22 protein-coding genes and 1 pseudogene are annotated in these 23,547 nt (G+C 66.5%); 7 read left to right on the forward strand and 16 right to left on the reverse strand.

Annotated elements, in window-relative coordinates:
* Positions 1-141 precede the first annotated feature (141 nt).
* Positions 142-1,080, forward strand: a complete 939-nt coding sequence (locus CKW06_RS20115) for a carbohydrate kinase family protein (RefSeq protein WP_005411078.1) — start codon at positions 142-144, stop codon at positions 1,078-1,080.
* Positions 1,081-1,399: 319 nt separating this feature from the next.
* Here the strand turns inward: CKW06_RS20115 and CKW06_RS20120 are convergent, their stop codons facing one another.
* The 4 genes from CKW06_RS20120 to ubiE form a co-directional block, all read right to left on the reverse strand.
* Positions 1,400-2,035 carry an HAD family hydrolase gene (locus tag CKW06_RS20120; RefSeq protein WP_032963570.1) on the reverse strand — a complete coding sequence of 212 codons (636 nt, stop codon included), beginning with the start codon at positions 2,033-2,035 and terminating at the stop codon, positions 1,400-1,402.
* The gene (locus CKW06_RS20125; protein WP_024957052.1) at positions 2,023-2,754 is read right to left on the reverse strand and encodes a hypothetical protein; all 732 of its coding nucleotides are present in this window, start codon (positions 2,752-2,754) and stop codon (positions 2,023-2,025) included. Before CKW06_RS20125 ends, CKW06_RS20120 begins: the two co-directional genes overlap by 13 nt.
* A 127-nt stretch (positions 2,755-2,881) precedes the next feature.
* Positions 2,882-4,810 carry a M1 family metallopeptidase gene (locus tag CKW06_RS20130; protein ID WP_005414514.1) on the reverse strand — a complete coding sequence of 643 codons (1,929 nt, stop codon included), beginning with the start codon at positions 4,808-4,810 and terminating at the stop codon, positions 2,882-2,884.
* Between the two features lie 270 nt (positions 4,811-5,080).
* Positions 5,081-5,842: a bifunctional demethylmenaquinone methyltransferase/2-methoxy-6-polyprenyl-1,4-benzoquinol methylase UbiE gene (gene ubiE / locus CKW06_RS20135; RefSeq protein WP_005411082.1), complete on the reverse strand. Its 762-nt coding sequence runs from the start codon at positions 5,840-5,842 to the stop codon at positions 5,081-5,083.
* An 80-nt stretch (positions 5,843-5,922) separates the two neighbouring features.
* Between ubiE and CKW06_RS20140 the strand changes: the two genes are divergently transcribed.
* The 4 genes from CKW06_RS20140 (at position 5,923) to CKW06_RS20155 (ending at position 7,735) form a co-directional block, all read left to right on the forward strand.
* Positions 5,923-6,375 carry a nucleoside deaminase gene (locus tag CKW06_RS20140; protein WP_005411083.1) on the forward strand — a complete coding sequence of 151 codons (453 nt, stop codon included), beginning with the start codon at positions 5,923-5,925 and terminating at the stop codon, positions 6,373-6,375.
* 198 nt (positions 6,376-6,573) lie between these two features.
* The gene (locus CKW06_RS20145; protein WP_024957053.1) at positions 6,574-6,834 is read left to right on the forward strand and encodes a hypothetical protein; all 261 of its coding nucleotides are present in this window, start codon (positions 6,574-6,576) and stop codon (positions 6,832-6,834) included.
* A gap of 75 nt (positions 6,835-6,909) precedes the next feature.
* Positions 6,910-7,245, forward strand: coding sequence for a hypothetical protein (locus tag CKW06_RS20150; RefSeq protein ID WP_005411085.1), 336 nt, complete (start codon positions 6,910-6,912; stop codon positions 7,243-7,245).
* Positions 7,246-7,312: 67 nt separating this feature from the next.
* On the forward strand, positions 7,313-7,735 hold the full coding sequence (locus CKW06_RS20155; RefSeq protein ID WP_005411086.1) for a low affinity iron permease family protein: 423 nt from the start codon (positions 7,313-7,315) through the stop codon (positions 7,733-7,735).
* An 83-nt stretch (positions 7,736-7,818) separates the two neighbouring features.
* Here the strand turns inward: CKW06_RS20155 and smeF are convergent, their stop codons facing one another.
* The 3 genes and pseudogenes from smeF to smeD all read right to left on the reverse strand — a co-directional run bounded on the left by smeF (position 7,819) and on the right by smeD (position 13,632).
* Positions 7,819-9,219, reverse strand: coding sequence for a multidrug efflux RND transporter outer membrane subunit SmeF (smeF, locus tag CKW06_RS20160; RefSeq protein ID WP_012481298.1), 1,401 nt, complete (start codon positions 9,217-9,219; stop codon positions 7,819-7,821).
* Between the two features lie 92 nt (positions 9,220-9,311).
* Positions 9,312-12,435: pseudogene (gene smeE / locus CKW06_RS20165) on the reverse strand (multidrug efflux RND transporter permease subunit SmeE).
* 12 nt (positions 12,436-12,447) lie between these two features.
* Positions 12,448-13,632, reverse strand: coding sequence for a multidrug efflux RND transporter periplasmic adaptor subunit SmeD (gene smeD / locus CKW06_RS20170; protein ID WP_005411089.1), 1,185 nt, complete (start codon positions 13,630-13,632; stop codon positions 12,448-12,450).
* Between the two features lie 220 nt (positions 13,633-13,852).
* Between smeD and smeT the strand changes: the two genes are divergently transcribed.
* On the forward strand, positions 13,853-14,512 hold the full coding sequence (smeT, locus tag CKW06_RS20175) for an efflux transporter SmeDEF transcriptional repressor SmeT (RefSeq protein ID WP_024957054.1): 660 nt from the start codon (positions 13,853-13,855) through the stop codon (positions 14,510-14,512).
* A gap of 45 nt (positions 14,513-14,557) precedes the next feature.
* Positions 14,558-15,550 carry a Gfo/Idh/MocA family protein gene (locus CKW06_RS20180; protein ID WP_024957055.1) on the forward strand — a complete coding sequence of 331 codons (993 nt, stop codon included), beginning with the start codon at positions 14,558-14,560 and terminating at the stop codon, positions 15,548-15,550.
* A gap of 96 nt (positions 15,551-15,646) precedes the next feature.
* Here CKW06_RS20180 and hslU read toward each other — a convergent pair whose 3' ends face one another.
* The 9 genes from hslU to CKW06_RS20225 all read right to left on the reverse strand — a co-directional run bounded on the left by hslU (position 15,647) and on the right by CKW06_RS20225 (position 23,472).
* A complete protein-coding gene (hslU, locus tag CKW06_RS20185) occupies positions 15,647-17,020 on the reverse strand; it encodes an ATP-dependent protease ATPase subunit HslU (RefSeq protein ID WP_005414521.1) in 1,374 nt (457 codons plus the stop codon).
* Between the two features lie 103 nt (positions 17,021-17,123).
* Complete coding sequence (gene hslV, locus CKW06_RS20190; protein ID WP_005411093.1) at positions 17,124-17,675, reverse strand: ATP-dependent protease subunit HslV; 552 nt, start codon at positions 17,673-17,675, stop codon at positions 17,124-17,126.
* Between the two features lie 74 nt (positions 17,676-17,749).
* Positions 17,750-17,950, reverse strand: coding sequence for a DUF3079 domain-containing protein (locus CKW06_RS20195; protein ID WP_024957056.1), 201 nt, complete (start codon positions 17,948-17,950; stop codon positions 17,750-17,752).
* A 77-nt stretch (positions 17,951-18,027) separates the two neighbouring features.
* Positions 18,028-18,918 carry a tyrosine recombinase XerC gene (xerC, locus tag CKW06_RS20200; RefSeq protein WP_024957057.1) on the reverse strand — a complete coding sequence of 297 codons (891 nt, stop codon included), beginning with the start codon at positions 18,916-18,918 and terminating at the stop codon, positions 18,028-18,030.
* A 13-nt stretch (positions 18,919-18,931) separates the two neighbouring features.
* The gene (locus CKW06_RS20205) at positions 18,932-19,606 is read right to left on the reverse strand and encodes a DUF484 family protein (protein WP_012481301.1); all 675 of its coding nucleotides are present in this window, start codon (positions 19,604-19,606) and stop codon (positions 18,932-18,934) included.
* A complete protein-coding gene (gene dapF, locus CKW06_RS20210) occupies positions 19,603-20,454 on the reverse strand; it encodes a diaminopimelate epimerase (protein WP_024957058.1) in 852 nt (283 codons plus the stop codon). The genes CKW06_RS20205 and dapF overlap by 4 nt, the downstream gene beginning before the upstream one ends.
* A complete protein-coding gene (lptM, locus tag CKW06_RS20215; RefSeq protein ID WP_005411097.1) occupies positions 20,447-20,719 on the reverse strand; it encodes an LPS translocon maturation chaperone LptM in 273 nt (90 codons plus the stop codon). Before lptM ends, dapF begins: the two co-directional genes overlap by 8 nt.
* Before the next feature lie 161 nt (positions 20,720-20,880).
* Positions 20,881-21,306 carry a YbaN family protein gene (locus CKW06_RS20220; RefSeq protein ID WP_024957059.1) on the reverse strand — a complete coding sequence of 142 codons (426 nt, stop codon included), beginning with the start codon at positions 21,304-21,306 and terminating at the stop codon, positions 20,881-20,883.
* A gap of 54 nt (positions 21,307-21,360) precedes the next feature.
* Positions 21,361-23,472 carry a S9 family peptidase gene (locus CKW06_RS20225; protein ID WP_005414524.1) on the reverse strand — a complete coding sequence of 704 codons (2,112 nt, stop codon included), beginning with the start codon at positions 23,470-23,472 and terminating at the stop codon, positions 21,361-21,363.
* Between the last annotated feature and the right edge of the window lie 75 nt (positions 23,473-23,547).

A 23,547-nucleotide genomic window follows, 5' to 3' on the forward strand; every position in this document is an offset into this window, starting at 1 on the left:
GCCTGATCGGGCATCACCCGGTTCTGGCCCTGAGCGGCACCAGCGGGTAACCTTTGCGCCGTCGGGCGCCCAAGGGCGCCGTTTGCTTGCCCGCTGAACCGGGCCGGCCCACCCCAAAATTCACCGCATAGGCTTACATCGATGTCCGCTCTGATCTGTGGTTCTCTTGCCTTCGACACCATCATGGTGTTCCCGGACCAGTTCAAGAATCACATCCTGCCGGACAAGGTGCACATCCTGAACGTGTCCTTCCTCGTGCCGCGCATGCGCCGCGAGTTCGGCGGCTGCGCCGGCAACATCGCCTACAACCTGCACCTGCTGGGCGGCCAGCCGATCCCGATGGGCACCGTGGGTTCGGACTTCGGCCCGTACCGCGAATACTTCGAAGGCCTGGGCATCGACCTGTCGCGCGTGCGCGTGATCGACGAGCTGTTCACCCCGCAGGCGTTCATCACCACCGACCACGACAACAACCAGATCACCGCCTTCCACCCGGGCGCGATGATGCGCTCCTACGAGAACCATGTGCGCGGCGTGCCGGGCGTGACCCTGGGCCTGGTCGGCCCGGACGGCCGCGAAGGCATGATCCAGAACGCGCAGGAGTTCCACGAGGACGGCATTCCGTTCATCTTCGACCCGGGCCAGGCCATGCCGCTGTTCAACGGCCCCGAGCTGCGCGCCTTCATCGATCAGGCCGACTACGTGGTGGTCAACGACTACGAGTCGAACCTGCTGCAGGAGCGCACCGGCTGGGACGAGAAGGAGATCGTCAGCCGGGTCAAGGCCTACATCACCACCCGTGGCCCGAAGGGTGCGGTCATCCACACCCCGGAAAAGAGCTACGACATCCCGCCGGCGCACGAGCGCCGCGTGGTCGATCCGACCGGCTGTGGCGACGCCTTCCGCGCCGGCCTGATCTACGGCATCCAGAAGGGCTACGACTGGCTGACCATCGGCCGCATGGGCAACCTGATGGGCGCGCTGAAGGTCGAGCACCCGGGCACGCAGAACCAGCGCTTCACCTTCGATGAGTTCAACGAGCAGTTCAAGCAGCAGTTCGGTTACGCGCTGGGCGCGTAAGCCGAACTGCCCGCGCATTCCACCTTGTCCCCGCGCCTTCGGCGCGCCCTCTTGAACAACAAGGGGGCTTTCCACCCGATGCGCTGCTGGGAATGCTGTTGGTAGGTGTCGACCTTGGTCGACACTGCCGGCCAGCGGCCGGCACTACCCCCTCTGCTGCCAGGCCGCCAGCCTGGCCACGGGTGTTCTGGTAGGTGTCGACCTTGGTCGACACTGCCGGCCAGCGGCCGGCACTACCCCTTCTGCCAGGCCGCCAGCCTGGCCACGGGTGTTCTGGTAGGTGTCGACCTTGGTCGACACTGCCGGCCAGCGGCCGGCACTACCCCTTTTGCTGCCAGGCCGCCAGCAAGGCGCGGCAATCGGCGAAATGCCAGTCGGCCCGGCCCGGCCATGGGTTCTCCGGCAGGTTGACCAGCACGGTGTGGGCGCCCGCGGCACGACCGCACTCCAGGTCGTAAGCGTGGTCACCGACCATCACCGCGTGCGCAGCCCCGATGCCCCAGCGACGAAGATGCTGCTGCAGGCCATCCGGCGAGGGCTTGGGCACCGCTTCATCGCGGCCGATGATGTCGGCGTCGTCGAACAACGCCCCGACCCCGATCGCCTCCAGCGTCAGCTTCGCCAGCGCATGGTCGTTGCGGGTCAGGATGCCCAGTCGGCAACCCGCCGCCGCCAGCGCGCGCAGCAGCTTCACCGCCCCCGGCGCTGGCAGCGCGTCCTCGGCCAGGGCGCGCTCGTGATCCAGCAGCCACGCGCGCTTCGCCTGCGCCGGTGCGTCGGGCAATGCCGCGATATGGTCGAGGATGTCTTCCTCCGCGGCGATCTCCAGCGCGCGGCGGATCGCGGCGAAGTCATGCACGGCCACCGTCAGTGTGCCGTCCATGTCGAACACCCAGTGCCGGATCGCGGACAACGCGTGCACTGCGCTGCCCGTCGCACCCCTCACTGCCACCATTGCGGCATGCGGCTGGCGTCGACACCGCCGGTTTCGAACACGGCCGTGCGCGTGCTACCGGCCTTGATCGGGAACTCGATGCTGATCGACTTGCCCTTGCGCGCCAGCTTCCACAGTGCCTTCTGATCGGTGATGAACAGGGCGATGGCTTCATCGGTCTTCGGGCGCCAGGCCGCCATTGGTACCGGCTTGCCGTCGTCCACGGTCACTTTCACCGTGCACTGCGGGCAACGGAAATCGCCGGCCTGCAGCACCAGGTAGGCATGCCGCTTCCACTCCGGATGATCGCGGAACACCAGCTGCACCGGTTTGGCGCCGCTGCCATCCACGTCCACCCGTTCCTTGCTGTAGATCTGCGCCGAGACCTGGTTGCCCTTGCTGCCCACCGGAATCTGGTTGTACTGCCATAGCCCCTGCATGCGGCGCAGGTCGCGCGCGGCATCGCCCTTGGCCTTGACCTCGTCGAAGCCTGCGGCGATGCGCTCGGCGGCGGCGGTGTCCTTGTACTGGTCCAGCAGCGAAGCACCATGCAGGCGCGCGCGTTCCCAGTCCTGCGCGGCCACGGCCATGTCGTACTGCTTGGCCACGTCTTCGGCCTTGGCCTCCTTCTGTGCCTGCGCGGCGGCCGCAGCGGCTTCCTGCGCCTTGCGCTCCTCTTCCGGGTTGCTGCAGGCGGCCAGGGCCAGGGTGCAGGCGGTGAGCAGGATCAGTCGTTTCATGGCGGAGGTCCTATGCGAGTGCATCCCGATTCTATCGGCAGCGAAAAGCGGATACACCAACGGCGGGTTTCCCCGCCGTTGGTGGTGAAGCAGTGACCGGTTGCCAGCCAGCGGCCGGCACTACCGCTTACTTGGCTTCAGCCTTGGCCAGCATGTCCTGGACCGAGGCGGTGGTGATCGGGTGGTAGCCCGGCTTGGCCTTTTCGAAGGCCTGCTTGGCCAGCTCCAGACCCTTCGGGGTCTTCACCAGTTCGGCGTAGATCGGCAGGATCAGCTTGCGACGGCCGACGCGCTCGATGAATGCAGCCGCCCCTTCATTGGCCTGCTCGTAGCCGCTGCGGATCGCCAGCGGGTACCAGCGCATGGCGATCTCGCCATTGGGGGTGCCGGTGAAGTGGAAGGCCTTGTCCAGCGTGGCCAGCTTGTCCAGCGGCTGGGTCGCACCGAGGCCGTCGATGAAGCGCACCCATTCCTGGGTGCTCCAGTCGGCGATGACCTGGCTGCTGGGCACGGTACCGGCGCTGGCGAATGCGATGCGCGCGGTATCGACGCTGCTGAAGTTGCGCGACTGCGCCTTGGCCGCGAACGCCGGGATGCCCGGCTCGTCCAGCCACGCCTTCAGTTCGGCCTCGGTCACGGCCGACGGATTCTTCGGCAGCAGGTTCTTCTTCATGTACGCGACGAACTGGTCGGTGTTCGCGCTCTGGAAGGCGTGGTCATCGAACCAGCCCCGCAGGAACGGATCGAAGGTCTCGCGGCCGAAGCGCTGTTCCAGGAACTCCAGGAACCACGAACCCTTGACGTAGGCGACCTGGCTGAGCGCTTCATCGGGGTCACGCTCGTTCAGCGGCGGCAGCGCCAGTGCCTGGTCGGCCGGGCTCATGTCCTTCACTTCGGCCAGCAGGTCGGTCTGGTCGATCTGCTTCTCCATCTCGGCCATCTCCTTGCCGTACAGGGCTTCGGTGATGCGGCCCTGGACGTAGGTGGTGAAGCCTTCGTTGAGCCAGATGTCCTTCCAGCTGGCGTTGGTCACCAGGTTGCCCGACCAGCTGTGCGCCAGTTCGTGGGCGACCAGCGAGACCAGCGACTTGTCGCCGACGATCACGGTCGGGGTGGCGAAGGTCAGGCGCGGGTTTTCCATGCCGCCGAACGGGAACGACGGCGGCAGCACCAGCATGTCGTAGCGGCCCCAGCGGTATTCGCCGTACAGCTTCTCGGCGGCACCGATCATCTTCTCGGTGTCTTCGAATTCCTTGGCGGCCTTGTTGACCATGGTCGGCTCGGCCCAGACGCCGGAGCGGCCGGAGATCGGCTCGAACACCAGGTCGCCGGCGGCGATGGCCAGCAGGTAGGACGGAATCGGCTGCGGCATCTTGAAGGTGTAGTCACCATCACGCGCGGCCTTCGGATCGTTGTCGGCGCTCATCAGCACCATCACGTCCGGGCGCGAGACCACGTGCGCGCTGTAGGTGAAGCGCACGCTCGGGGTGTCCTGCAGCGGCACCCAGGAGCGGGCATGGATGGCCTGCGACTGGCTGAACATGAAGGGCAGCTTCTTGCCCTCGGTCATCGACGGTGCCAGCCACTGCAGGCCCGATGCGGTCGGCGCGGTGTGGTAGGTCACTTCCACCTTGGCCGGCTGTTCCGGGGCCTCGATGGTCAGCTTGCTGCCGAACACCTTGTCAGCGGCGGCCAGCTCGAACTTCAGCGGGCTGCGCGCGCCATCGGCGGCGACGGCCTCGACCTTGGACACGGTCAGCTCGCGGGTGTCGAGCACCAGCTGCCTGGCGTCCTTCTGCTTCCATTCCAGGGTGTAGGTGGCGGTGCCGCCAATCTGCTTCTGGTCGAAGTCGAGCTTCAGATCCAGCGCGATGTCCTTGATGACGACCTTGTCCGGCTCGGCGTACGAGCTTTCGTCGTGGCTGCGGTTCTCGGCGTTCACGGGGGCGGCAGGGGCCTTTGCGGCAGTCGGGGCGGCGGCGGGCGCGGCCGCCTCCTGGGAGCAGCCGGCGGCCAGGGCCACGGCCAGCGGAAGGAGCATCAGCGGATTACGCATGAATCGGGACCGTTACGGGGATCAAACCCCAATGGTACCTCCCTCCGGCCCGGCAGGCGTTGCGCGGTGCGGGGTAATGGCAGGCAAGCCGATCCTGCGCCTCGGGCGCATGCCAACCAAGGCTGGCATCTACAGGCAGGTACCAACCTTGGTTGGCACGGACCCATCAACGCATGCAGCAGGCCCGCGCCGACCAAGGTCGGCACCCACCAGAGCGCATCATCGCAGCGGGCGAGCACCAACCAAGGTTGGCACCCACCAGAGCAGGGCTTACAGCTTGTAGCCGGAGTGGATCGAAACGATGCCGCCGGTCAGGTTCTTGTAGTGGCAGCGCTCGAACCCGGCCTGCCCCATCATCGCCTTCAGTTCATCCTGCGGCGGGTGCTTGCGGATGCTCTCGGCCAGGTACTGGTAGCTGTCCGAGTCATTGGCGAACAGCTTGCCCAGCTTCGGCAGGATCTTGAACGAGTGGAAGTCGTAGATCGGCTTGAACCAGTCCGCGGTGACTTCGGAGAACTCCAGCACGCGGGCCTGGCCGCCCACCTTCAGCACGCGGTACATCTCGCGCAGGCCAGCGTCCTTGTCGGTCACGTTGCGCAGGCCGAAGGCGATGGTGACCAGGTCGAAGCTGTTGTCCGGGAACGGCAGGGCCTCGGCATTGCACTGCACGTAGTCCAGGCCCAGCACCAGGCCGCGGTTGGTCAGGCGGTCACGGCCGACCGACAGCATGCCGGCGTTGATGTCGCCCAGCACCACCGAGCCCTCGGCGCCTACGCGCTCCTTCAGCAGGGCGGCGATGTCGCCGGTGCCGCCCGCCAGATCGAGCACGCGGTCGCCCGGCTTCACCTGCGCGGTGGCCACGTAGTAGCGCTTCCACGCCCGGTGCACGCCCAGGCTCATCAGGTCGTTCATCAGGTCGTAGTTGCGCGCGACCGAGGTGAACACCTGGCCGACCAGCTTCTGCTTGTCCTTGGCGGCGACGTCGCGGAACCCGAAATGGGTGGTACCGGCTTTGTAGGGGGATTCGCTCATGGCCCCGATTATCGCACCGCCGGGGGCCAGCGGCACCCCCTGCCCGTATCATGGCGGGCCACGACTTACCGGAGCCCCGCATGATCACCACGCCCGACTACCAGGCCCTGCTGCAGACCGCCATCGCCGAAGCCCGCCAGGGCCTGGCCGAGGGCGGCGTGCCGATCGGCGCGGCCCTGTACCACAACGACGGCCGCCTGCTTGGCTGCGGCCACAACCGCCGCGTGCAGGAAGGCGACCCGTCGGTGCACGGCGAGACCGATGCGTTCCGCAAGGCCGGCCGCCAGCGCCGTTACCAGGACACGATCATGGTCACCACCCTGGCACCGTGCTGGTACTGCTCGGGCCTGGTGCGCCAGTTCAACATCGGCACCGTGGTGGTGGGCGAATCGCGCACCTTCCAGGGCGGCATCGACTGGTTGCGGGAAAATGGCGTCAACGTGATCGACCTGGACAGCCAGGAATGCGTGGACCTGCTGGGCGGCTTCATTGCGCAGCACCCGGAGATCTGGAATGAAGACATCGGTGAATGATCACCACGCAGTGTCCTGTTGAACCCGTTTAATGAACGCTTCAGTGCCGGCACGCCCTAGTGCCGGCAGCGTTTGCGGCCATTGCCGTGAACCAGTGCACAGTCAGCTGCGCAACGTGCACACGCTGCGATAACACCCCGCCCGGCTGCCGCGCCTAGGGTGGGGTTACCGGGACTTCTTTCCCCGGCGGAGCCAGCCATGTGCGCGCACGCCGTACGACCTGCACCAGACTCGATCCTCGACCCGATCCGCGAACGCCTGCAGCGGCAATATGCACTGCACCGGCGCGGCGCGTTGTTCTGGACCGCCTACCAGCGCATGCAACTGGAGCTGGTCCGTCGCCATCCGCTCGACCACGAGCGCCTGTGCAACGCGATGGCCACCCTGGCCGAAGATCTCGGTGCCGTCGAGCACGCGCAGTTGATTGGACATGCCAACGCCAGCTCCACATCGTGCTGACGCGGCATGCACCGCCACATACGCCACACTCCGATGAACCCCCACTCCCTTTCCACTCAACCGAACTGGATTGTCATGCACGCTGAAGTCCCCACCATTCCTCCGGTCATCAACGTTGACGCCGAGCTGGATCACTGGCGCCGCCAACATGCCGAAGGCGCACTGCCGCACAACTCGTTCGGCTCGTACGTGCCGTGGATCAAGTTTGCCTGCGATTCGCTGATCACCCAGCCGCGCGCCAGCGAGGCCGAACGTGACGAGATGTTCCAGACCCAGTACGCCCTGCAGATCATGCCGCGACTGAGTGAAGCCCAGGCCCGCGAATTCGTCGACCGTTGCTGGCAGCACGTCTACCAGAGCAGTCCGGTGCGCAGCCTGCAGGCACCGCGGCTGCAGCGCATGCGCGCCTGACCGCCGCTGCACGGCGCCTGCACGGGCCACTGCCGATCATCCTCGTCACCTGAGTGGGACGACGACGATGAAAGTACGAAACCTGTTCAATACGATCGCCAAGAAGGCCGCGGCCGCCACCGGCTCACCGTGGACCTTCCTGGCTGCAGTAGCGATCGTGGTGATCTGGGGCATCAGTGGCCCGGTGTTCGGTTTCAACGACACCTGGCAGCTGGTGATCAACACCGGCACCACCATCATCACCTTCCTGATGGTGTTCCTGATCCAGCACACGCAGAACGCGGACACCGCCGCGATGCAGATCAAGCTGGACGAGCTGATCCGGGCGACGGCCGAAGCCAACAACGAACTGTTGGATCTGGAAGAACTGGACGAAGCGCGCCTGGAAGAGATCCGCGCCGAGTACGAGCAGATGGCGCGCGAAGCCGGCGATGCGCTCGCGCGCGTTCGCGCCTGCCATGCAGCGCGGCGCGACGATGAAGCGGTGTAGCAGGTCCTGAAATGACAATGCCGGCCAGCGGCCGGCACTACCATCGATCATCAAGGTAGAGCCGGCCGCTGGCCAGCTGTCCTTCAGCTGCGCTCGTGCCAGCCACCGCCCATCACCTTGTACAGGGTGATGCGGTTGGCCTGCTGCGCCAGCTGCGCCTGCAGCTGGGTCTGTTGTGCGTTGTAGGCCGTACGCCGCGCATCCAGCAGGGTCACGAAGCTGTCCAGGCCCGCGTCGTAGCGCGCCTGCGACAGGCGGTTGGCCTGTTCGGCCGCTTCCACCAGGCGCTGCTGTGAACTCACCTGCTCGTCCAGGCTGACATTCAACGCCAGCGCATCGGCGGTTTCGCGGAAGCCCACCTGGATCGACTTCTCGTACTGCGCCAGAGCGATATCACGATCCGCGTTGGCGATGGCCAGGTTGGCGCGCAGCTTGCCGCCCTGGAAGATCGGCAGCGTGATCTTCGGCAGGAAGCTCCACACGCGCGTACCGCTGTCGAACAGGTTGGACAGTTCGCTCGAACCACTGCCGATGCTGCCGGTCAGCGAGATGCTCGGGAAGAACGCCGCGCGTGCCGCACCGATATTGGCGTTGGCCGCCAGCAGCTGGTGTTCGGCGGCCATGATGTCCGGGCGCTGCAGCAGCACGTCGCTGGGCAGGCCGGCCGGCGGCGGTGCCAGTGCAAGCAGCTGCGGCTCGATGCTGTCCGGCAGCAGCGCCGGATCCAGCTGGCCACCGGCCAGCAGCGCCAGCGCGTTGCGGTCCTGGGCCAGCTGGCCACGCAGGCGTGCGGCGTCCGTACGCGCGGTCTCGACCAGGGTACGGGTCTGGGTCAGCTCCAGCGCCGAACTGCCACCACGTTCGTGGCGGGCCTCGGCCAGGCGCAGCGAATCCTCGTAGGTCTTCAGCGTGGCATCGGCGATCTTCAGCCGCTGCGCGTCGGCACCGTAGGTCAGCCATGCGGTGGCCGTCTCGGCCACCAGGCTCAACTGCGCGTTGCGGCGGTTGGCGGCGACGGCGAAGTACTGCTGCAGCGCGGCTTCACTGAGATTGCGCACGCGGCCGAACAGATCCAGCTCGAACTCGGCCACGCCGACACCGGCGGTGAACTGTTCGTTGACACCGGCGTCGGTGCCCTGGCGCTGCATCTGGCCGGTAACGGCCACGCCGGGCACGCGATCAGCGCGCTGCACACGGTACTGGCCGCGCGCGCGCTCAACGTTGAGCACGGCCACGCGCAGATCGCGGTTGTTCTGCAGCGACTGGTCGATCACCTGCTGCAGGCGCGCATCGGTGAAGAAGTCGCGCCAGCCGACGGCGGCGACATCGGCCACCTCGCCCTGCGCGGCCTCGGCCGGCCACTGCGCCGGGATCGCCGGGGCGACAGCGGTGTTCTTCGGCACCAGGGTGGAGCAGCCGGCGAGCGCGAGCACAGCGGCAATGGAAAGGAACAGGGATGCACTTTTCATGGGAATGACTTCCATCGGTACTGCCGGATGGCAGGAGGTCATGCCGGCCAGCGGCCGGCACTACCGTTTCGACAACGCCAGCCTGAGGCCGGCATGACCGCTACAGGTCACGTCGTGGATTTGCGCTTGAACACGCGCTGGACCACCACGAAGAACAGCGGCACGAAGAACACGCCGAGCACGGTGCCGACGATCATGCCGCCGAGCACGCCGGTGCCGATCGCCTGCTTGGCGCCCGAACCGGCACCGGTGGAGATCGCCAGCGGTACCACGCCCATGCCGAAGGCCAGCGAGGTCATCACGATCGGACGCAGGCGGTCGCGCACGGCATGCATGATCGATTCGATCAGGCCTGCGCCCTTCTCCAGGTTCTCTTTGGCGAACTCCACGATCAGGATCGCGTTCTTGCTGGTCAGGCCCACCGTGGTCAGCATCGCCACCTGGAAGTAGATATCGCGTTCCAGGCCCTTGAAGGTATTGGCCAGCACCGCGCCGAGGATGCCCAGCGGGGCCGCCAGCAGCACTGCGGTCGGCACGCTCCAGCTTTCGTACATCGCGGCCAGGCACAGGAATACGATCATCAGCGAGAGCGTGTACAGCAGTGGCGTCTGCGAGCCAGCCTGGCGCTCCTGGTACGACATCGCCGTCCATTCGATGCCGAAGCCCGCCGGCAGCTGCTTGGCCAGCTGTTCGATCTCGGCCATGGCATCACCGGAGGCGACACCCGGGGCCGGTTCGCCCTGGATTTCCATGGCCGACACACCTTTGTAGCGTTCCAGGCGCGGCGAACCGTAATCCCAGTGCTTGGTGGCGAAGGCACTGAACGGCACCATTTCACCCTTGTCGTTCTTCACGGACCAGAGATCGAAGTCCTCCGGCACCATGCGGAACGGCTGGTCGGCCTGCACGAACACACGCTTGACGCGGCCACGATCGACGAAGTCGTCGATGTACGAGCTGCCCCACGCGGCGGCCAGCGTGCCGTTGATCTGGTCGATCGACAGCCCCAGCGAGGTCGCCTTGGCCGCGTCGATGTCGATGCGGAACTGCGGCGTGTCCTCCTGGCCGTTCGGGCGCACGTTGGCCAGCTTCTTGCTGCCGGCGGCGAGGCCGAGCAGCTGGTTGCGCGCGGCCACCAGCGCCTCGTGGCCCTGGCCGCTGTTGTCCTTCAGGAAGAAGGTATAGCCCGAGGCGGTGCCCAGTTCCGGGATGGCCGGCGGCGGGAAGGCGAAGATGAAGGCATCCTTGATCTGGCCCAGGGCCGCCATCGCGCGTCCGGTGATCGGCATCACGCCATTGTTGGCGTCACGCTCGCTCCAGTCCTTCAGCTTGACGAATGCCATGCCGGCGTTCTGGCCCATGCCGGCGAAGCTGAAGCCCTGCACCGAGAACACCGAGTCCACCGCATCCTTCTCGTTCTGCAGGAAGTGGTTTTCCAGTGCCGCGATCGATTCCAGCGTACGTTCCTGGGTGGCACCCACCGGGGCCTGCACCAGCGCCATCAACACGCCCTGGTCTTCGTTGGGCAGGAATGAGCTGGGCAGGCGCACGAACAACACGCCCATCAGCACGAACAGCGCCGCGACGATGCCCATGAAGCGCCACGGGCGATGGATGATGCCGCGCACGCCACGCTGGTAGCTTTCGCTGGTGCGGTCGAATCCACGGTTGAAGCCATTGAAGAAGCGACCGGCCAGGCCGCGGTGGGCGACGTGGTGCTCACCCTTCTTCAGCGGCTTGAGCATGGTCGCGCACAGCGCCGGGGTCAGCACGATCGCGACCAGCACCGACAATGCCATCGCCGAGACGATCGTGGCCGAGAACTGGCGGTAGATCACGCCGGTGGAGCCACTCATGAAGGCCATCGGCACGAACACCGCCGACAGCACCAGGCCGATGCCCACCAGCGCGCCGGTGATCTGGCCCATCGACTTGCGGGTCGCCTCGAGCGGCGACAGTCCTTCCTCGGACATGATGCGCTCGACGTTCTCAACCACCACGATGGCATCGTCCACCAGCAGGCCGATCGCAAGCACCATCGCGAACATGGTCAGCATGTTCACCGAGAAGCCGAGCATGGCCAGCACGCCGAAGGTACCCAGCAGCACCACCGGCACGGCGATGGTCGGGATCAGGGTGGCGCGGAAGTTCTGCAGGAACAGGTACATCACCACGAACACCAGCACGATCGCTTCGATCAGGGTCTGCACCACGCCCTTGATCGAAACGCGCACGAACGGGGTGGTGTCGTACGGAACCTCGGCCTTCAGCCCGGCCGGGAAGAAGCTCTTCATGTCTTCCAGCGCAGCATTCACGCCGGCGGCGGTATCCAGCGCGTTGGCGCCGGTGGCCAGGGTCACCGCCAGGCCGCTGGCCGGCTGGCCGTTGTAGCGGGTGACGAAGTCGTAGGACTCGGCACCCAGCTCGACGCGGGGCGACATCCCCCAGGCGCAGCTCGGCACCGTCCTGCGCACCGCGCACGATGATGTTGCGGAACTGTTCCGGGGTCTGCAGGCGCGACTGCGCGTTGATGGTGGCGTTGAGCTGCTGGCCCTTGATCGACGGTGCACCGCCAAGCTGGCCGATGGCCACCTGCGCGTTCTGTGCCTTGATCGCTGCGGTCACTTCCGCAACCGACAGGCCATAGGTATGCAGCTTGTTCGGATCCAGCCAGATGCGCATGGCGTACTTGCCACCGAACACCTGGATGTTGCCCACGCCCGGCACGCGGCTCAGGCGATCGACGACATTGGAACCGACGTAGTCGGCGATGTCGTTGGCATCCATGCTGCCGTTCTCGGACACGAACGCGATGACGTTCAGGAAGCCCGAGCTGGACTTGGCCACGTTGATGCCCTGCCGCTGAACTTCCTGCGGCAGCAGCGGCATGGCCAGCTGCAGCTTGTTCTGCACCTGCACCTGGGCGATGTCCGGGTTGGTGCCGCTCTCGAAGGTCAGGGTGATGGTGGCCTGGCCGTTGGACGAGCTGTTGGAGGAGAAGTAGATCAGGCCATCAAGGCCCTTCATGTTCTGCTCGATGATCTGCGTCACCGAGTCCTCGACCACCTTGGCCGATGCACCCGGGTAGGTGGCGCTGATTTCCACCGCCGGCGGTGCGACGTTGGGGTACATCGAGACCGGCAGCTTGAACAGGGCCAGGCCGCCGGCGAGCATGATGATGATGGCGATCACCCACGCGAAGATGGGTCGATCGATGAAAAAGCGTGCCATGGGGTTCTCCGCTTACTTCGCGTCGCCGGCCGGGGCGGCAGGCTGGGCGGCCGCTGCCGGCTTGGCCGGAGCAGCGCCCTTCTCGGTGGCCTTGACCGGCATGCCGGGGCCGATCTTCTGCAGGCCTTCGACGATGACCTTGTCGCCGGCCTTCAGACCGTCCTCGACCAGCCACTTGTCGCCGACCGTGCGGCTGACCTTGACCGGGCGCACTTCGACCTTGTTGTCCTTGCCGACCACCATCGCGGTGGTGTCGCCCTTCGGATCGCGGGCGATGCCCTGCATCGGTACCAGCACCGCATCGCTGCGCACGCCGCCGCCGATCACCGCGCGCACGTAGGTGCCCGGCATCAGCAGGCCGTCCGGGTTGTCCACCTTCACGCGCAGGCCGAAGCTGCCGGTGGCTGGATCGACGCTCACTTCAGAGAACTCCAGCGTGCCCTTGTGCTCGAAGGTGCTGCCGTCTTCCATCAGGATGCTGACCGGCAGCGTCTGGTTGTCCTGCAGGCGGCCGGCAGCCAGTTCGCGGCGCAGCTGCAGCAGCTCGGCCGAGGACTGGGTCAGATCGACGTAGATCGGGTCCAGCTGCTGCACGGTGGCCAGTGCATTGGCCTGGCCGGCGCTGACCAGCGCACCCTGGGTAACGCTGGACTTGCCGATGCGGCCGCTGATCGGCGCGGTGATGCGGGCATAGCCGAGGGTGACGTTGGCCGCGTCCAGCGAGGCCCTGGCGGCACCGACATCGGCCTCGGCCTGCTTCTGCGCGGCCACGGCGTTTTCCAGATCCTGCTGGCTGACCGCGTCGACCTTGGCCAGCTCGGTGATGCGCTTGGCGCTCAGGCGCGCGGCGTTGGCCGTGGCTTCGGCGCGGGCCAGCTGGGCGCGGGCGCTGTTGGCCTGGGCGCGGTAGCTGGCGTCCTCGATCTGGTAGAGCGGCTCGCCGGCCTTGACCATGCCGCCTTCGGTGAACAGGCGCTTGGCAACGATGCCGTTGACCTGCGGGCGCACTTCGGCGACCAGGAAGGCGTTGGTACGGCCCGGCAGTTCGCGGGTCAGGCCCACGGTCTCGGACTTCAGCGTGACCACGGTGACGTCACCCGGGCCCTGCTCGGGGGCCTGGGGTTGGCCGCCGCAGGCAGCCACGGCTGCGGCGATGGCCAGCGACAGTGCAAAGGGTCGGATTCGGCTCAGCAACATGACGGAAAGGCTCTTGAAGGAAAGGATCTCAGCCGGCGCTGATACGGCGGACCCTTCGACCGGTAAAGGTGAAGACCGTGAGAACAGCGCCCACCCGGGTGGAGCGGGAGCCGGACCGGCCTGCCACGCACACGACGGGAATGATGGGAGCGAAATATACATACATGCTTGTTTGTAAACCGGTACAATTCAGCCACGTTTCACCCGCACTCGTACCTACATGGCCCGCAAGACCAAAGAGGAGACCCAGGCAACCCGGGAAGGCATCCTTGACGCCGCCGAAGCCTGCTTCCATGAACACGGCGTGGCCCGTACCACGCTGGAGATGATCGGCGCCCGCGCCGGCTATACCCGTGGCGCGGTCTACTGGCACTTCAAGAACAAGAGCGAGGTGCTGGCCGCGATCGTCGAACGGGTGCACCTGCCCTTCATGCAGGAACTGGAGCGCACCTCCACCGACCAGCGCGACACCCCCGTGCACGACCTGCGCGCGGTGATGATCCACTCCTTCATCGAGCTGTCCGAAGACGAGCGCCTGCGCAAGACCATGGAGATCATGCTGCGCAGCGATGCCTCGGCCGACACCAGGGTGCTGACCGAAATGCAGCAGGCCGGATTCCGCGATGCGCTGGACCGGATGGAGCGTGCCCTGCGCCGCGCCCGCGATCTGGGCCAGCTGCGCGAAGGCGCCGACCCCAAGATTGCCGCGCGCATGCTGCATGCCACCGTGCTGGGCGTGCTGCACGGGGCGATGGTCGAACCGGACCTGATGGACCTCAAGCGCGACGGCATGCTCGCACTGGACATGACCCTGGCCGCTTACGTGAAGGACGGCGTGTTCGTGCCGGGCACTGTGCCCGAGCCGCTGCCCGAAGCGTGAGTGGCGCTGCTGCCGCCACCGCCGCGCCCATCTGAGGACAGCCCCGTGATCCTGGACAACGTGATGTGGGGCTTCATCGGCTGTGGCAGCGTCACCGAGAAGAAGAGCGGCCCCGCCCTGGCCAGTACACCCGGCTCACGGGTGGCAGCGGTCATGCGCCGCAATGCGGCATTGGCCGAGGATTATGCGCGGCGCCACGCGATTCCGCGCTGGTACGCGGACGCCGACGCACTCATCGCCGATCCGGAAGTGAACGCGGTGTACGTCGCAACGCCGCCCTCGACGCACATGCAATACGCGCTGCAGGCGATCGCCGCGGGCAAGCCGGTCTACATCGAAAAGCCGATGGCCATGGACCACGACGAGTGCCAGCGCATCATCGCGGCCAGCGCCCGCAGCGGCGTGCCCGTGTTCGTGGCCTACTACCGCCGTGCCCTGCCCCGCTTCGCACAGGTGAAGCAGCTGCTGGACAACGGCGCGATCGGAACGCCGCGCAGCGTGCGCGCCATCCTGCATCGGCCGCATTCGGCGAATGCCGCATCGCCCGACTTCTGGCGGACCAATCCGTCGATCGCCGGCGGCGGGCTGTTCGTCGATCTGGGCTCGCATACCCTGGACCTGCTCGACCATCTATTGGGGCCGCTGAGCGACGTGCGTGGCCTGGCCAGTTCGCTGACCGGCGCCTACGCCGCCGAGGACAGTGTCTCGATGTGCTTCCGTACCGGCAGCGGGGCGCACGGCATCGCGCAATGGAGCTTCTGCGCGTTCCGCCGCCAGGATGAGGTCGAGATCACCGGCGACCGCGGGCAGCTGCGCTTTGCCACCTTCGAGGACGTTCCAGTGGTTCTGGAGACCGAAGCGGGCATGCAGGCATTCGACATCCCGAACCCGCCATCGGTCCAGCAGCCATTGATCGCCTCCCTCGTGGACGAGCTGCGCGGCAACGGCCGTTCGCCCTCGAGCGGCATCAGCGCCGCCCGCACCAGTGCGGTGATCGACCAGGTGCTGCGGGACTACCGCACCCGGCAGTCGCGCTGACCGCACAAGAAAATGGCCGCCCTGCGGCGGCCCTTTCTGTTGCAGCGGGCGGGGTCAGAGCCCTCGCTGGGGCGAGGGATCCGACCCCAACGGGCATTACAGGATGTAGCGGCTCAGGTCCGGGTCCTGCACCAGCTCACCCAGGTGCTTGTCGACGTAGGCGCTGTCGATCGCCAGGCTTTCGCCATCGCGGTCCGGTGCCTCGTAGCTGAGCGAATCCAGCAGGCGCTCCAGTACCGTATGCAGGCGACGGGCACCGATGTTCTCCTGGCGCTCGTTCACCTGGAAGGCGATTTCGGCCAGGCGCTCGATGGCGTCGGCGGTGAAGCTGACCTTGACGCCCTCGGTAGCCAGCAGCGCCTCGTACTGCTTGGTCAGCGCGGCCTTCGGCTCGGTCAGGATGCGCACGAAATCACCCTTGCTCAGCGCACCCAGTTCAACGCGGATCGGGAAGCGACCCTGCAGCTCCGGAATCAGATCGCTGGGCTTGGCCAGGTGGAACGCACCGGATGCAATGAACAGGATGTGGTCGGTCTTGATCGTGCCGTACTTGGTGGACACGTTGGAGCCTTCCACCAGCGGCAGCAGGTCGCGCTGCACGCCTTCGCGGGAGACATCGCCGCCGCCCACGTTATCGCCACGCTTGGCGACCTTGTCGATCTCGTCGATGAAGACGATGCCGTGCTGCTCGCAGGCCTCGATCGCCGCAGTGCGGATATCGTCCTCGTTGACCAGCTTGCCGGCCTCTTCTTCGATCAGCAGCGGTCGCGCGGCCTTGATGGTCAGCGTGCGCTTGTGCGCCTTCGCGCCGCCGCCAAGGTTGGCGAACATCGACTTCAGCTGCTGGCCCATTTCCTCCATGCCCGGCGGGGTCATGATGTCCATGCTGACATTGGCGGCCAGGTCGAGTTCGATCTCGCGCTCGTCCAGCTCACCGTTGCGCAGCATCTTGCGGAACTTGATGCGGGTCTCGTTGTCCTGCGCCGACGGTTCGTTGCGGGCGACTTCCGGATCGAAGCCGATGCCACCGCTGCGGCGCGGCAGCAGCGCATCGAGGATGCGGTCTTCGGCGCGTTCCTCGGCCTGGGTACGCACGCGCACCTTGGCCTGTTCGCGGTAGAGCTTCACTGCGGTATCGGCGAGGTCGCGGATGATCTGCTCGACGTCCTTGCCGACGTAGCCGACTTCGGTGAAGCGGGTGGCTTCGACCTTCACGAACGGCGCGTTGGCCAGCGTGGCCAGGCGACGCGCGATCTCGGTCTTGCCAACGCCGGTCGGGCCGATCATCAGGATGTTCTTCGGCATCACTTCATTGCGCAGCTCAGGCACCAGCTGCATGCGGCGCCAGCGGTTGCGCAGGGCGATGGCCACGGCGCGCTTGGCGTCGTGCTGGCCCACGATATGCCGGTCCAGTTCCTGCACGATCTCGCGCGGGGTCATGGTGGCAGAGGAAACTTCGATCTTCGACATGGATGTGCTCACGAATTCGTTGTCGGTCGCGCCGGCCGCTGGCCGGCAACCAGGCACGCGTGTGGGGGATCATGAGGTTGCCGGCCAGCAGCCGGCGCGACCCTCAGAGTTCCTCGACCACCACGTTGCGGTTGGTGTAGATGCAGATATCGCCGGCAATGCCGATCGCTTCGCTGGCGATGGTGCGCGCATCCAGTTCGGTGTGTGCCATCAACGCGCGTGCAGCCGACAGCGCATAGGAACCACCCGAGCCGATGGCGATGATGCCATCCTCCGGTTCGATCACATCGCCGGTGCCGCTGATGATCAGCGAGGTTTCCTTGTCGGCCACGGCCAGCAGGGCTTCAAGCTTGCCGAGGCGGCGCTCGGTGCGCCAATCCTTGGCCAGCTCGACCGCAGCGCGCTGCAGCTGGCCGTGCTTTTCCAGCTTGGCCTCGAACAGCTCGAACAGGGTGAAGGCATCGGCGGCGGCACCGGCAAAGCCGGCCAGCACCTGGCCATCACGACCGAGGCGGCGCACCTTGCGCGCATTGCCCTTCATCACGGTGTGGCCCAGCGTGACCTGGCCGTCGCCGGCAATGGCCACGTGCTCGCCGCGACGGACGCAGACGATGGTGGTGGCGTGGAAAACGTTGGGATTCTGACTGGGGTCCATGCGGCCTCCGATAGCTGTTCCCGGGACATGGGGACAGCGCCGGGTGCGATCAAGCCTGTGCGGATGGCTGCCGTTCAGCGCTTGGCGTGCGACGGCCGGTCCGGATTGGGCTCGATGCCCCAGGCGATGTACCAGTCTTCGCCCTGCGTCTCGATCGGATGCTGGGTGCGACCGGAGCCATTGCCACAGGCCAGCGCGTCAGCCGCGCAGTAGCGGTCGCAGCCCCAACAGATGCGCTCGGGATGCTTGGGGTGCAGCGGAATGGGCTTCGCCATGGTGGCGGGTTCCTCGTGGCCTGCGGCCACGATGCGCCGGCAGCGCCCGCCCTGCCCTGATCCAGATCAAGGGCGGGCTATTCAGCCTTGTCGTCCTTGCTTCGACGCTTCGCGCGCGGATGCGCCGCGTCGTAGACCTTGGCCAGGTGCTGGAAATCCAGATGGGTGTAGATCTGGGTGGTGGCGATGTCGGCATGGCCCAGCAGCTCCTGCACGCCGCGCAGATCACCGGATGATTCCAGGATATGGCTGGCGAAACTGTGCCGCAGCATGTGCGGGTGCACGTGCTTGAACAGGCCCTGGCGCTGCGCCAGCTGGCGGATGCGGATCTGCACCGCGCGTTGGCTGATCGGTCCGTTGCGGCCGGGAAATACCGGCGAGGCCGGTCCCCCGCCACTTTCGGCGCGCCACGCCTGCAGCGCTTCGCGCGCCGGCCGGCCGAACGGCACGCGGCGCTGCCGATTGCCCTTGCCCAGCACGTTGACCAGCCCGCTGTCGAAATCCAGATCGCGCCAGGTCAGCGCGCAGACTTCGCTCAGGCGCAGGCCGGAAGAATAAAAAAGTTCCAGCAGCGCGCGGTCACGGCGGCCAAGTTCACCTTCCGGCTCCAGCTCGACCAGCTGCACGGCCTCATCGGCGTCGAGGACCTGAGGCAACCGGCGCGGCGCGCGCGGCGCCTTCAGCGTTGCTGCAGGACTGACCTCGATGCGGCCGTGCTTGAGCAGCCAGGCATAGAAGCTGCGGCAGGCGGACAAGCGGCGCTGCAGGCTCTTGGCCGACAGGCCACGGCGGTGCTCATCGGCGACGAACTGGCGCAGCGCGTCGGCATCGAGTGCCTCCACCGCAACACCGCGCGGCTCGGCCCAGACCGACAGCGCGTCCAGGTCACGGCGGTAGGCATCGAGCGTATGCGCCGACATCCGCCGCTCCACCTGCAGATGCTGCAGGAAGGCCTGTACCGCGCTCATCGTCGTGTCCTGCTCAGCCCGGGAAGCGCTTCAGGCCGGTGACCAGGGCATCGCCCATCATGCGCAGGAACAGCGTGCCCATGCCCGGATAGAAACGGTTCGGATCGTGGCTGCCCACCGCAATCAGGCCCACGCCCGGCAACGGCAGCAGCGCGGTGGTCTGCACTTCCTCGCTGCGCACGCCATACAGCACGGCATTCTTTTCCGGCTGCAGGCGGCCGCAGATCGGCTCGCCGTCCTTCAGGCAGTCGCGGAACGGGCCCAGCTGCGGATCATCGGCGGCGATCACCTGCAACCAGTCGGCCTGTTCCAGCCCGGCCACCGGTGTGTGCACCACCAATCGCACCAGGTCGCCGGCGAAATCTTCCTGCAGCGAGGCCGCCATCGCACGCAGGGTGTCGGCGGCGTTGTCCTGCTTCATCAACGCCAGGGTCAGCTGGTGCGTGCGCACCGCCAGGCGTTCGTTGACCTGGGCAGTCGCGCCCAGGTCGGCCAACCGTCGTGCCAGCTCGCGGTTCTTCTCGCGCAGCACTTCCAGCTGGTAGCTGGCCAGCGACGCGGTCGGGCCGTCGTCACGCGGCACCACCAGGGTCAGGGCCAGGTCCGGGAACTGCTTGAGGAAGCCGGGATGTCGCCGCAACCAGGCAGCGACTTCGTGGGCCCCGAGCTTGTCGACGGTTTCGGTCATGCCATCCACTCCCCTTCGAAGACGAATGCGGTAGGGCCGGCCATCACCACAGGCTGGCCATCGCCCGGCCACTGGATGCGCAGGTCACCACCGGGCAGGCTGATGCGTGCATCACGCTGCAGGCGGCCGCGCTGCATCAGGGTCACCGCAGCGGCGCAGGCGCCACTGCCGCAGGCCAGGGTTTCACCGACGCCGCGTTCATTCACACGCAGGCGTGCATGCGCCGGGCCCATCACCTGGGCGAAGCCCACGTTCACCGAGCGCGGGAACGAGGCATGCTGCTGCAGCAGCGCACCGACGCGCTCGACCGGTGCAGCATCGATCAGGCCCACTTCGATCACTGCATGCGGGTTGCCCATCGACACCGCAGCGAAACGCACGCTTTCGCCCTGCAGCGGCAGCAGGTATTCCTCGCGCGCGTGGGCGAAACCCACCAGCGGCACGTTGGCCGGCTCGAACGCCGGCACGCCCATGGTCACCGCGAACTGGCCATCGCCCAGCACTTCCACCTCATGGCTGGCCAGCGGGCTGTCGATGACGAAGCGGTCGCCCTGCGCACTGCCTTCGCGCACCAGCCAGGCGGCGATGCAGCGCGCGCCATTGCCGCACTGTTCGGAATTGGAGCCGTCGGCATTCCAGATGCGGTACGACGCCACCGAGCCTTCCGCACGCGGCGCTTCGATGGTCAGGATCTGATCGCAGCCGACGCCGGTGTGGCGGTCGGCCAGCTGCGCGGCCAGTTCAAGCGTGGGCGGCGCGGTGCCGTCACGCAGGTCGATCACTACGAAATCATTGCCCGCGCCATGCATCTTGCTGAAGCGCAGGGCCTTGGAACCGGCCTCACTCATTCCCGCCGCCCACCTTCTTCGCAGGCGCAGGCGCCGGTTGCGTGGTCGGTGCAGCCGGCTCCACGGTCGTGGCCGGGGTGCCGCTGCCTTCGGTCTGCGCCGGGGTCGCTTCGGTAGCGGGCTCGGCAACAGGTTCGACGGTTTCTTCCACCGGCACCGGCTTCTGCGGCAGTACCAGCGGGCCCTTGTTGCCGCAGGCGGCGAGGAACAGCAGCGAAGCCGCTGCCAGCGGAATCAGGATGGCGTTTCGATGGGGGATCTTCATGCCCCGAGTATAGCCATTGGCGGCTGAGCGGTTGGTAGAGTCGACTGTGAGTCGACTGCTCGTGCAACGGCCGTGAAAAACCCGCGCTGCGCGCGATAGTCGACTGACAGTCGACTCTACCCCCCTGACCGCCCCACGGGCCGCCCCGGGGCGGGCCATGTTCAGCCTTCCGGCGGCGGCAACGGCCGGGTCCACAGCCAGATCGCCACCACGGTCATGCTGCCGATCGAGAACCACTTCACCCAGGCAATCGGCACGCACCAGAGCATGATGCCGGCGCATACCGCCATGGTGATCGTGGCCATCCACTTGCCGTAGCGGCTGACCGCCCCGTGTGCCTGCCAGTTGGCGATGGCCGGGCCGAAGCGTGGATGCTGCAGCAGCCAGTTGTGCAGGCGTTCGGAGCCACGCGAGGCGGCCCAGGCCGAAATCAGGATGAATACGGTGGTCGGCAGGCCCGGTACGAAGATGCCGACGATGCCGGTGCCGAGGCTGACATAGGCCAGCAGCCACCACGCCCAGCGGAAACGCACCACGCGCGGAGGCGTGGTGGCATCGCGAGGGACGGAAGGATCTGGCGCGCTCATGGCCGCAAGGATACCGGTTCAGGGTGCCAGGCAGTGCCCGGCACCCTGTCGCGATCACGGCTGGGCGATGCCCAGCTGCTGCAGCACGAATGCGTACGACTCGGACAGCTCGCGGTAGCGCTGGAAGCGCCCCGACTTGCCGCCGTGGCCGGCTTCCATGTTGGTGCGGAACAGGATGGGGTAGTGGCCGGTGTTGTCGTCACGCAGCTTGGCCACCCACTTGGCCGGTTCCCAGTACTGCACCTGCGAATCCCACAGGCCGGTGCCCACGAACAGCGCCGGATAGGCCTGCTTGCTGACGTTGTCGTAGGGCGAGTAGGACAGCATGTAGTCGTAGAACTGCTTCTGCTCCGGGTTGCCCCACTCGTCGTACTCGTTGGTGGTCAACGGAATGGTCGGATCGAGCATGGTGGTCACCACATCGACGAACGGCACCTGGGCCACCATCACGCGGTAGTCCTGCGGCGCCTGGTTGGCCACCGCGCCCATCAGCAGGCCACCGGCGCTGCCGCCAGAGGCGGCCACGCGATCCTTCGCCGCCCAGCCCTGTGCCACCAGGCCACGGGTGACGTCGATGAAGTCGTTGAAGGTGTTCTGCTTGTGCAGCAGCTTGCCGTTCTCGTACCAGTCGCGGCCCATTTCCTGGCCACCGCGGATGTGGGCGATGGCATACACCACGCCGCGGTCGAGCAGGCTCACCGCGGTCTGGTTGAAGTACGGGTCCATCGACATGCCGTAGCTGCCATAGGCGTACTGGAACAACGCGCCCTTGCCATCCTTCTGGTAGCCCTTGCGGTAGACCAGCGACACCGGCACCTTCACGCCATCGCGCGCGGTGATCCAGACGCGGTCGGTTTCGTACTTCGACGCGTCATAGCCGATCACCGGCTGCACCTTCAGCTGGCGGCGCTCACCGGTGGCGGTGTTCAGTTCGAACACGGTGGTGGGGGTGGTCATCGAGGTGTAGACGTAGCGCAACCAGGGCGTATCGGCCTCGGTGTTGTCGCCCAGGCCCATCGAGTACGCCGGCTCGTCGGCCTTCACGTAGTCGCTGCGGCCATCCTTGAACAGCAGGCGGATGCGTTCCAGACCCTCGGAGCGTTCGGCGATGGCGGTGTAGCCATCGAACAGTTCGAAGCCTTCGATGAACACCGCATCGTCGTGCGCGATCCAGTCCTTCCACTGCGCACGCGAGGTTGCATCGGTCGGTGCGGTGACCAGCTTGAAGTTCTTCGCACCGTCGTTGGTACGGATCACCCAGCGGCCATCGTAGTGGTCGGCGTCGTACTCGACATCGCGCTGGCGCGGCGCCAGCACGGTGAAGTGGGTCGGGTCGCTGGCCGGCGCGTAACGCTCTTCCGAGGACACGGTGCTGTGCACGCCGATGGTGATGAAGCGATCGTCGCGGGTGCGGCCGATGCCCATGTAGAAGCTGTCGTCCTTCTCTTCGTAGACGACGGTGTCGGCGCTGGCCGGGGTGCCCAGCACGTGCTTCTTCACGCGCACGGTCAGCAGCGTTTCCGGATCGTTCTCGACATACAGCACGGTGCGGTTGTCGTCGGCCCAGACCAGGTCGCCCGAGCTGCCGGTGATCACATCGGGCAGGACCTTGCCGGTGGCCAGGTCCTTGAAGCGGATGGTGTACTGGCGGCGGCCGACATCATCATCGGCCCAGGCCAGCAGCTGATTGTCCTGGCTGACTTCCATCGAGCCGACGCTGAAATAGCCCTTGCCGGCAGCCATCGCGTTGACGTCCAGCAGGATTTCCTCGGCGGCCTCCATGCTGCCCTTGCGGCGTGCGTGGATCGGGTAGTCCTGGCCGGTTTCGAAGCGGCTGTAGTACCAGTAGCCACGCTCGCGCGCCGGCACGCTGGAATCGTCCTGCTTGATGCGGCCGACGATCTCCTTGTAAAGGGTGTCTTCCAGCGGCTTCAGCGGCGCCAGCAGCTGGTCGGCATAGGCATTCTCGGCCTGCAGGTAGGCCAGCATGTCCTTGTTCCCGCGCTTGTCGTCGCGCAGCCAGTAATAGTCATCGTTGCGGGTCGCGCCGAACGGCGCCTTGACCACATGCGGATGCTTGGCGGCATCCGGCGGAACGGGCGGAGTGGCGGCGGTGGCAGTGGTGGTCATCAGGCTGGCAAGCAACAGGCAGAGGGTGGATTTCATGAGATAGGGCTCCTTGAGGGGCAATGCAATGGCGTCCTTGCGCCCGAGTCTGGGTTGCGGAAGGACGGTGGGCAA

The organism is Stenotrophomonas maltophilia, assembly GCF_900186865.1.
Taxonomy (GTDB): domain Bacteria; phylum Pseudomonadota; class Gammaproteobacteria; order Xanthomonadales; family Xanthomonadaceae; genus Stenotrophomonas; species Stenotrophomonas maltophilia.

Bases quoted from the DNA above. Each gene is read 5' to 3' on its own strand.
- CKW06_RS20195 (WP_024957056.1), bottom strand. From the start codon at position 17,950: ATGGCGAAGCCCATTCCGCTGCACCCCAAGCATCCCGAGCGCATCTGT.
- CKW06_RS20205 (WP_012481301.1), bottom strand. From the start codon at position 19,606: ATGACCGAAACCGTCGACAAGCTCGGGGCCCACGAAGTCGCTGCCTGG.
- CKW06_RS20130 (WP_005414514.1), bottom strand. From the start codon at position 4,810: ATGCGTAATCCGCTGATGCTCCTTCCGCTGGCCGTGGCCCTGGCCGCC.
- dapF (WP_024957058.1), bottom strand. From the start codon at position 20,454: ATGAGTGAGGCCGGTTCCAAGGCCCTGCGCTTCAGCAAGATGCATGGC.
- lptM (WP_005411097.1), bottom strand. From the start codon at position 20,719: ATGAAGATCCCCCATCGAAACGCCATCCTGATTCCGCTGGCAGCGGCT.
- CKW06_RS20120 (WP_032963570.1), bottom strand. From the start codon at position 2,035: ATGGTGGCAGTGAGGGGTGCGACGGGCAGCGCAGTGCACGCGTTGTCC.
- hslU (WP_005414521.1), bottom strand. From the start codon at position 17,020: ATGTCGAAGATCGAAGTTTCCTCTGCCACCATGACCCCGCGCGAGATC.
- CKW06_RS20220 (WP_024957059.1), bottom strand. From the start codon at position 21,306: ATGAGCGCGCCAGATCCTTCCGTCCCTCGCGATGCCACCACGCCTCCG.
- ubiE (WP_005411082.1), bottom strand. From the start codon at position 5,842: ATGAGCGAATCCCCCTACAAAGCCGGTACCACCCATTTCGGGTTCCGC.
- CKW06_RS20140 (WP_005411083.1), top strand. From the start codon at position 5,923: ATGATCACCACGCCCGACTACCAGGCCCTGCTGCAGACCGCCATCGCC.
- xerC (WP_024957057.1), bottom strand. From the start codon at position 18,918: ATGAGCGCGGTACAGGCCTTCCTGCAGCATCTGCAGGTGGAGCGGCGG.
- CKW06_RS20125 (WP_024957052.1), bottom strand. From the start codon at position 2,754: ATGAAACGACTGATCCTGCTCACCGCCTGCACCCTGGCCCTGGCCGCC.
- CKW06_RS20115 (WP_005411078.1), top strand. From the start codon at position 142: ATGTCCGCTCTGATCTGTGGTTCTCTTGCCTTCGACACCATCATGGTG.
- smeT (WP_024957054.1), top strand. From the start codon at position 13,853: ATGGCCCGCAAGACCAAAGAGGAGACCCAGGCAACCCGGGAAGGCATC.
- CKW06_RS20225 (WP_005414524.1), bottom strand. From the start codon at position 23,472: ATGAAATCCACCCTCTGCCTGTTGCTTGCCAGCCTGATGACCACCACT.
- hslV (WP_005411093.1), bottom strand. From the start codon at position 17,675: ATGGACCCCAGTCAGAATCCCAACGTTTTCCACGCCACCACCATCGTC.
- CKW06_RS20155 (WP_005411086.1), top strand. From the start codon at position 7,313: ATGAAAGTACGAAACCTGTTCAATACGATCGCCAAGAAGGCCGCGGCC.
- CKW06_RS20145 (WP_024957053.1), top strand. From the start codon at position 6,574: ATGTGCGCGCACGCCGTACGACCTGCACCAGACTCGATCCTCGACCCG.
- smeF (WP_012481298.1), bottom strand. From the start codon at position 9,219: ATGGAAGTCATTCCCATGAAAAGTGCATCCCTGTTCCTTTCCATTGCC.
- smeD (WP_005411089.1), bottom strand. From the start codon at position 13,632: ATGTTGCTGAGCCGAATCCGACCCTTTGCACTGTCGCTGGCCATCGCC.
- CKW06_RS20150 (WP_005411085.1), top strand. From the start codon at position 6,910: ATGCACGCTGAAGTCCCCACCATTCCTCCGGTCATCAACGTTGACGCC.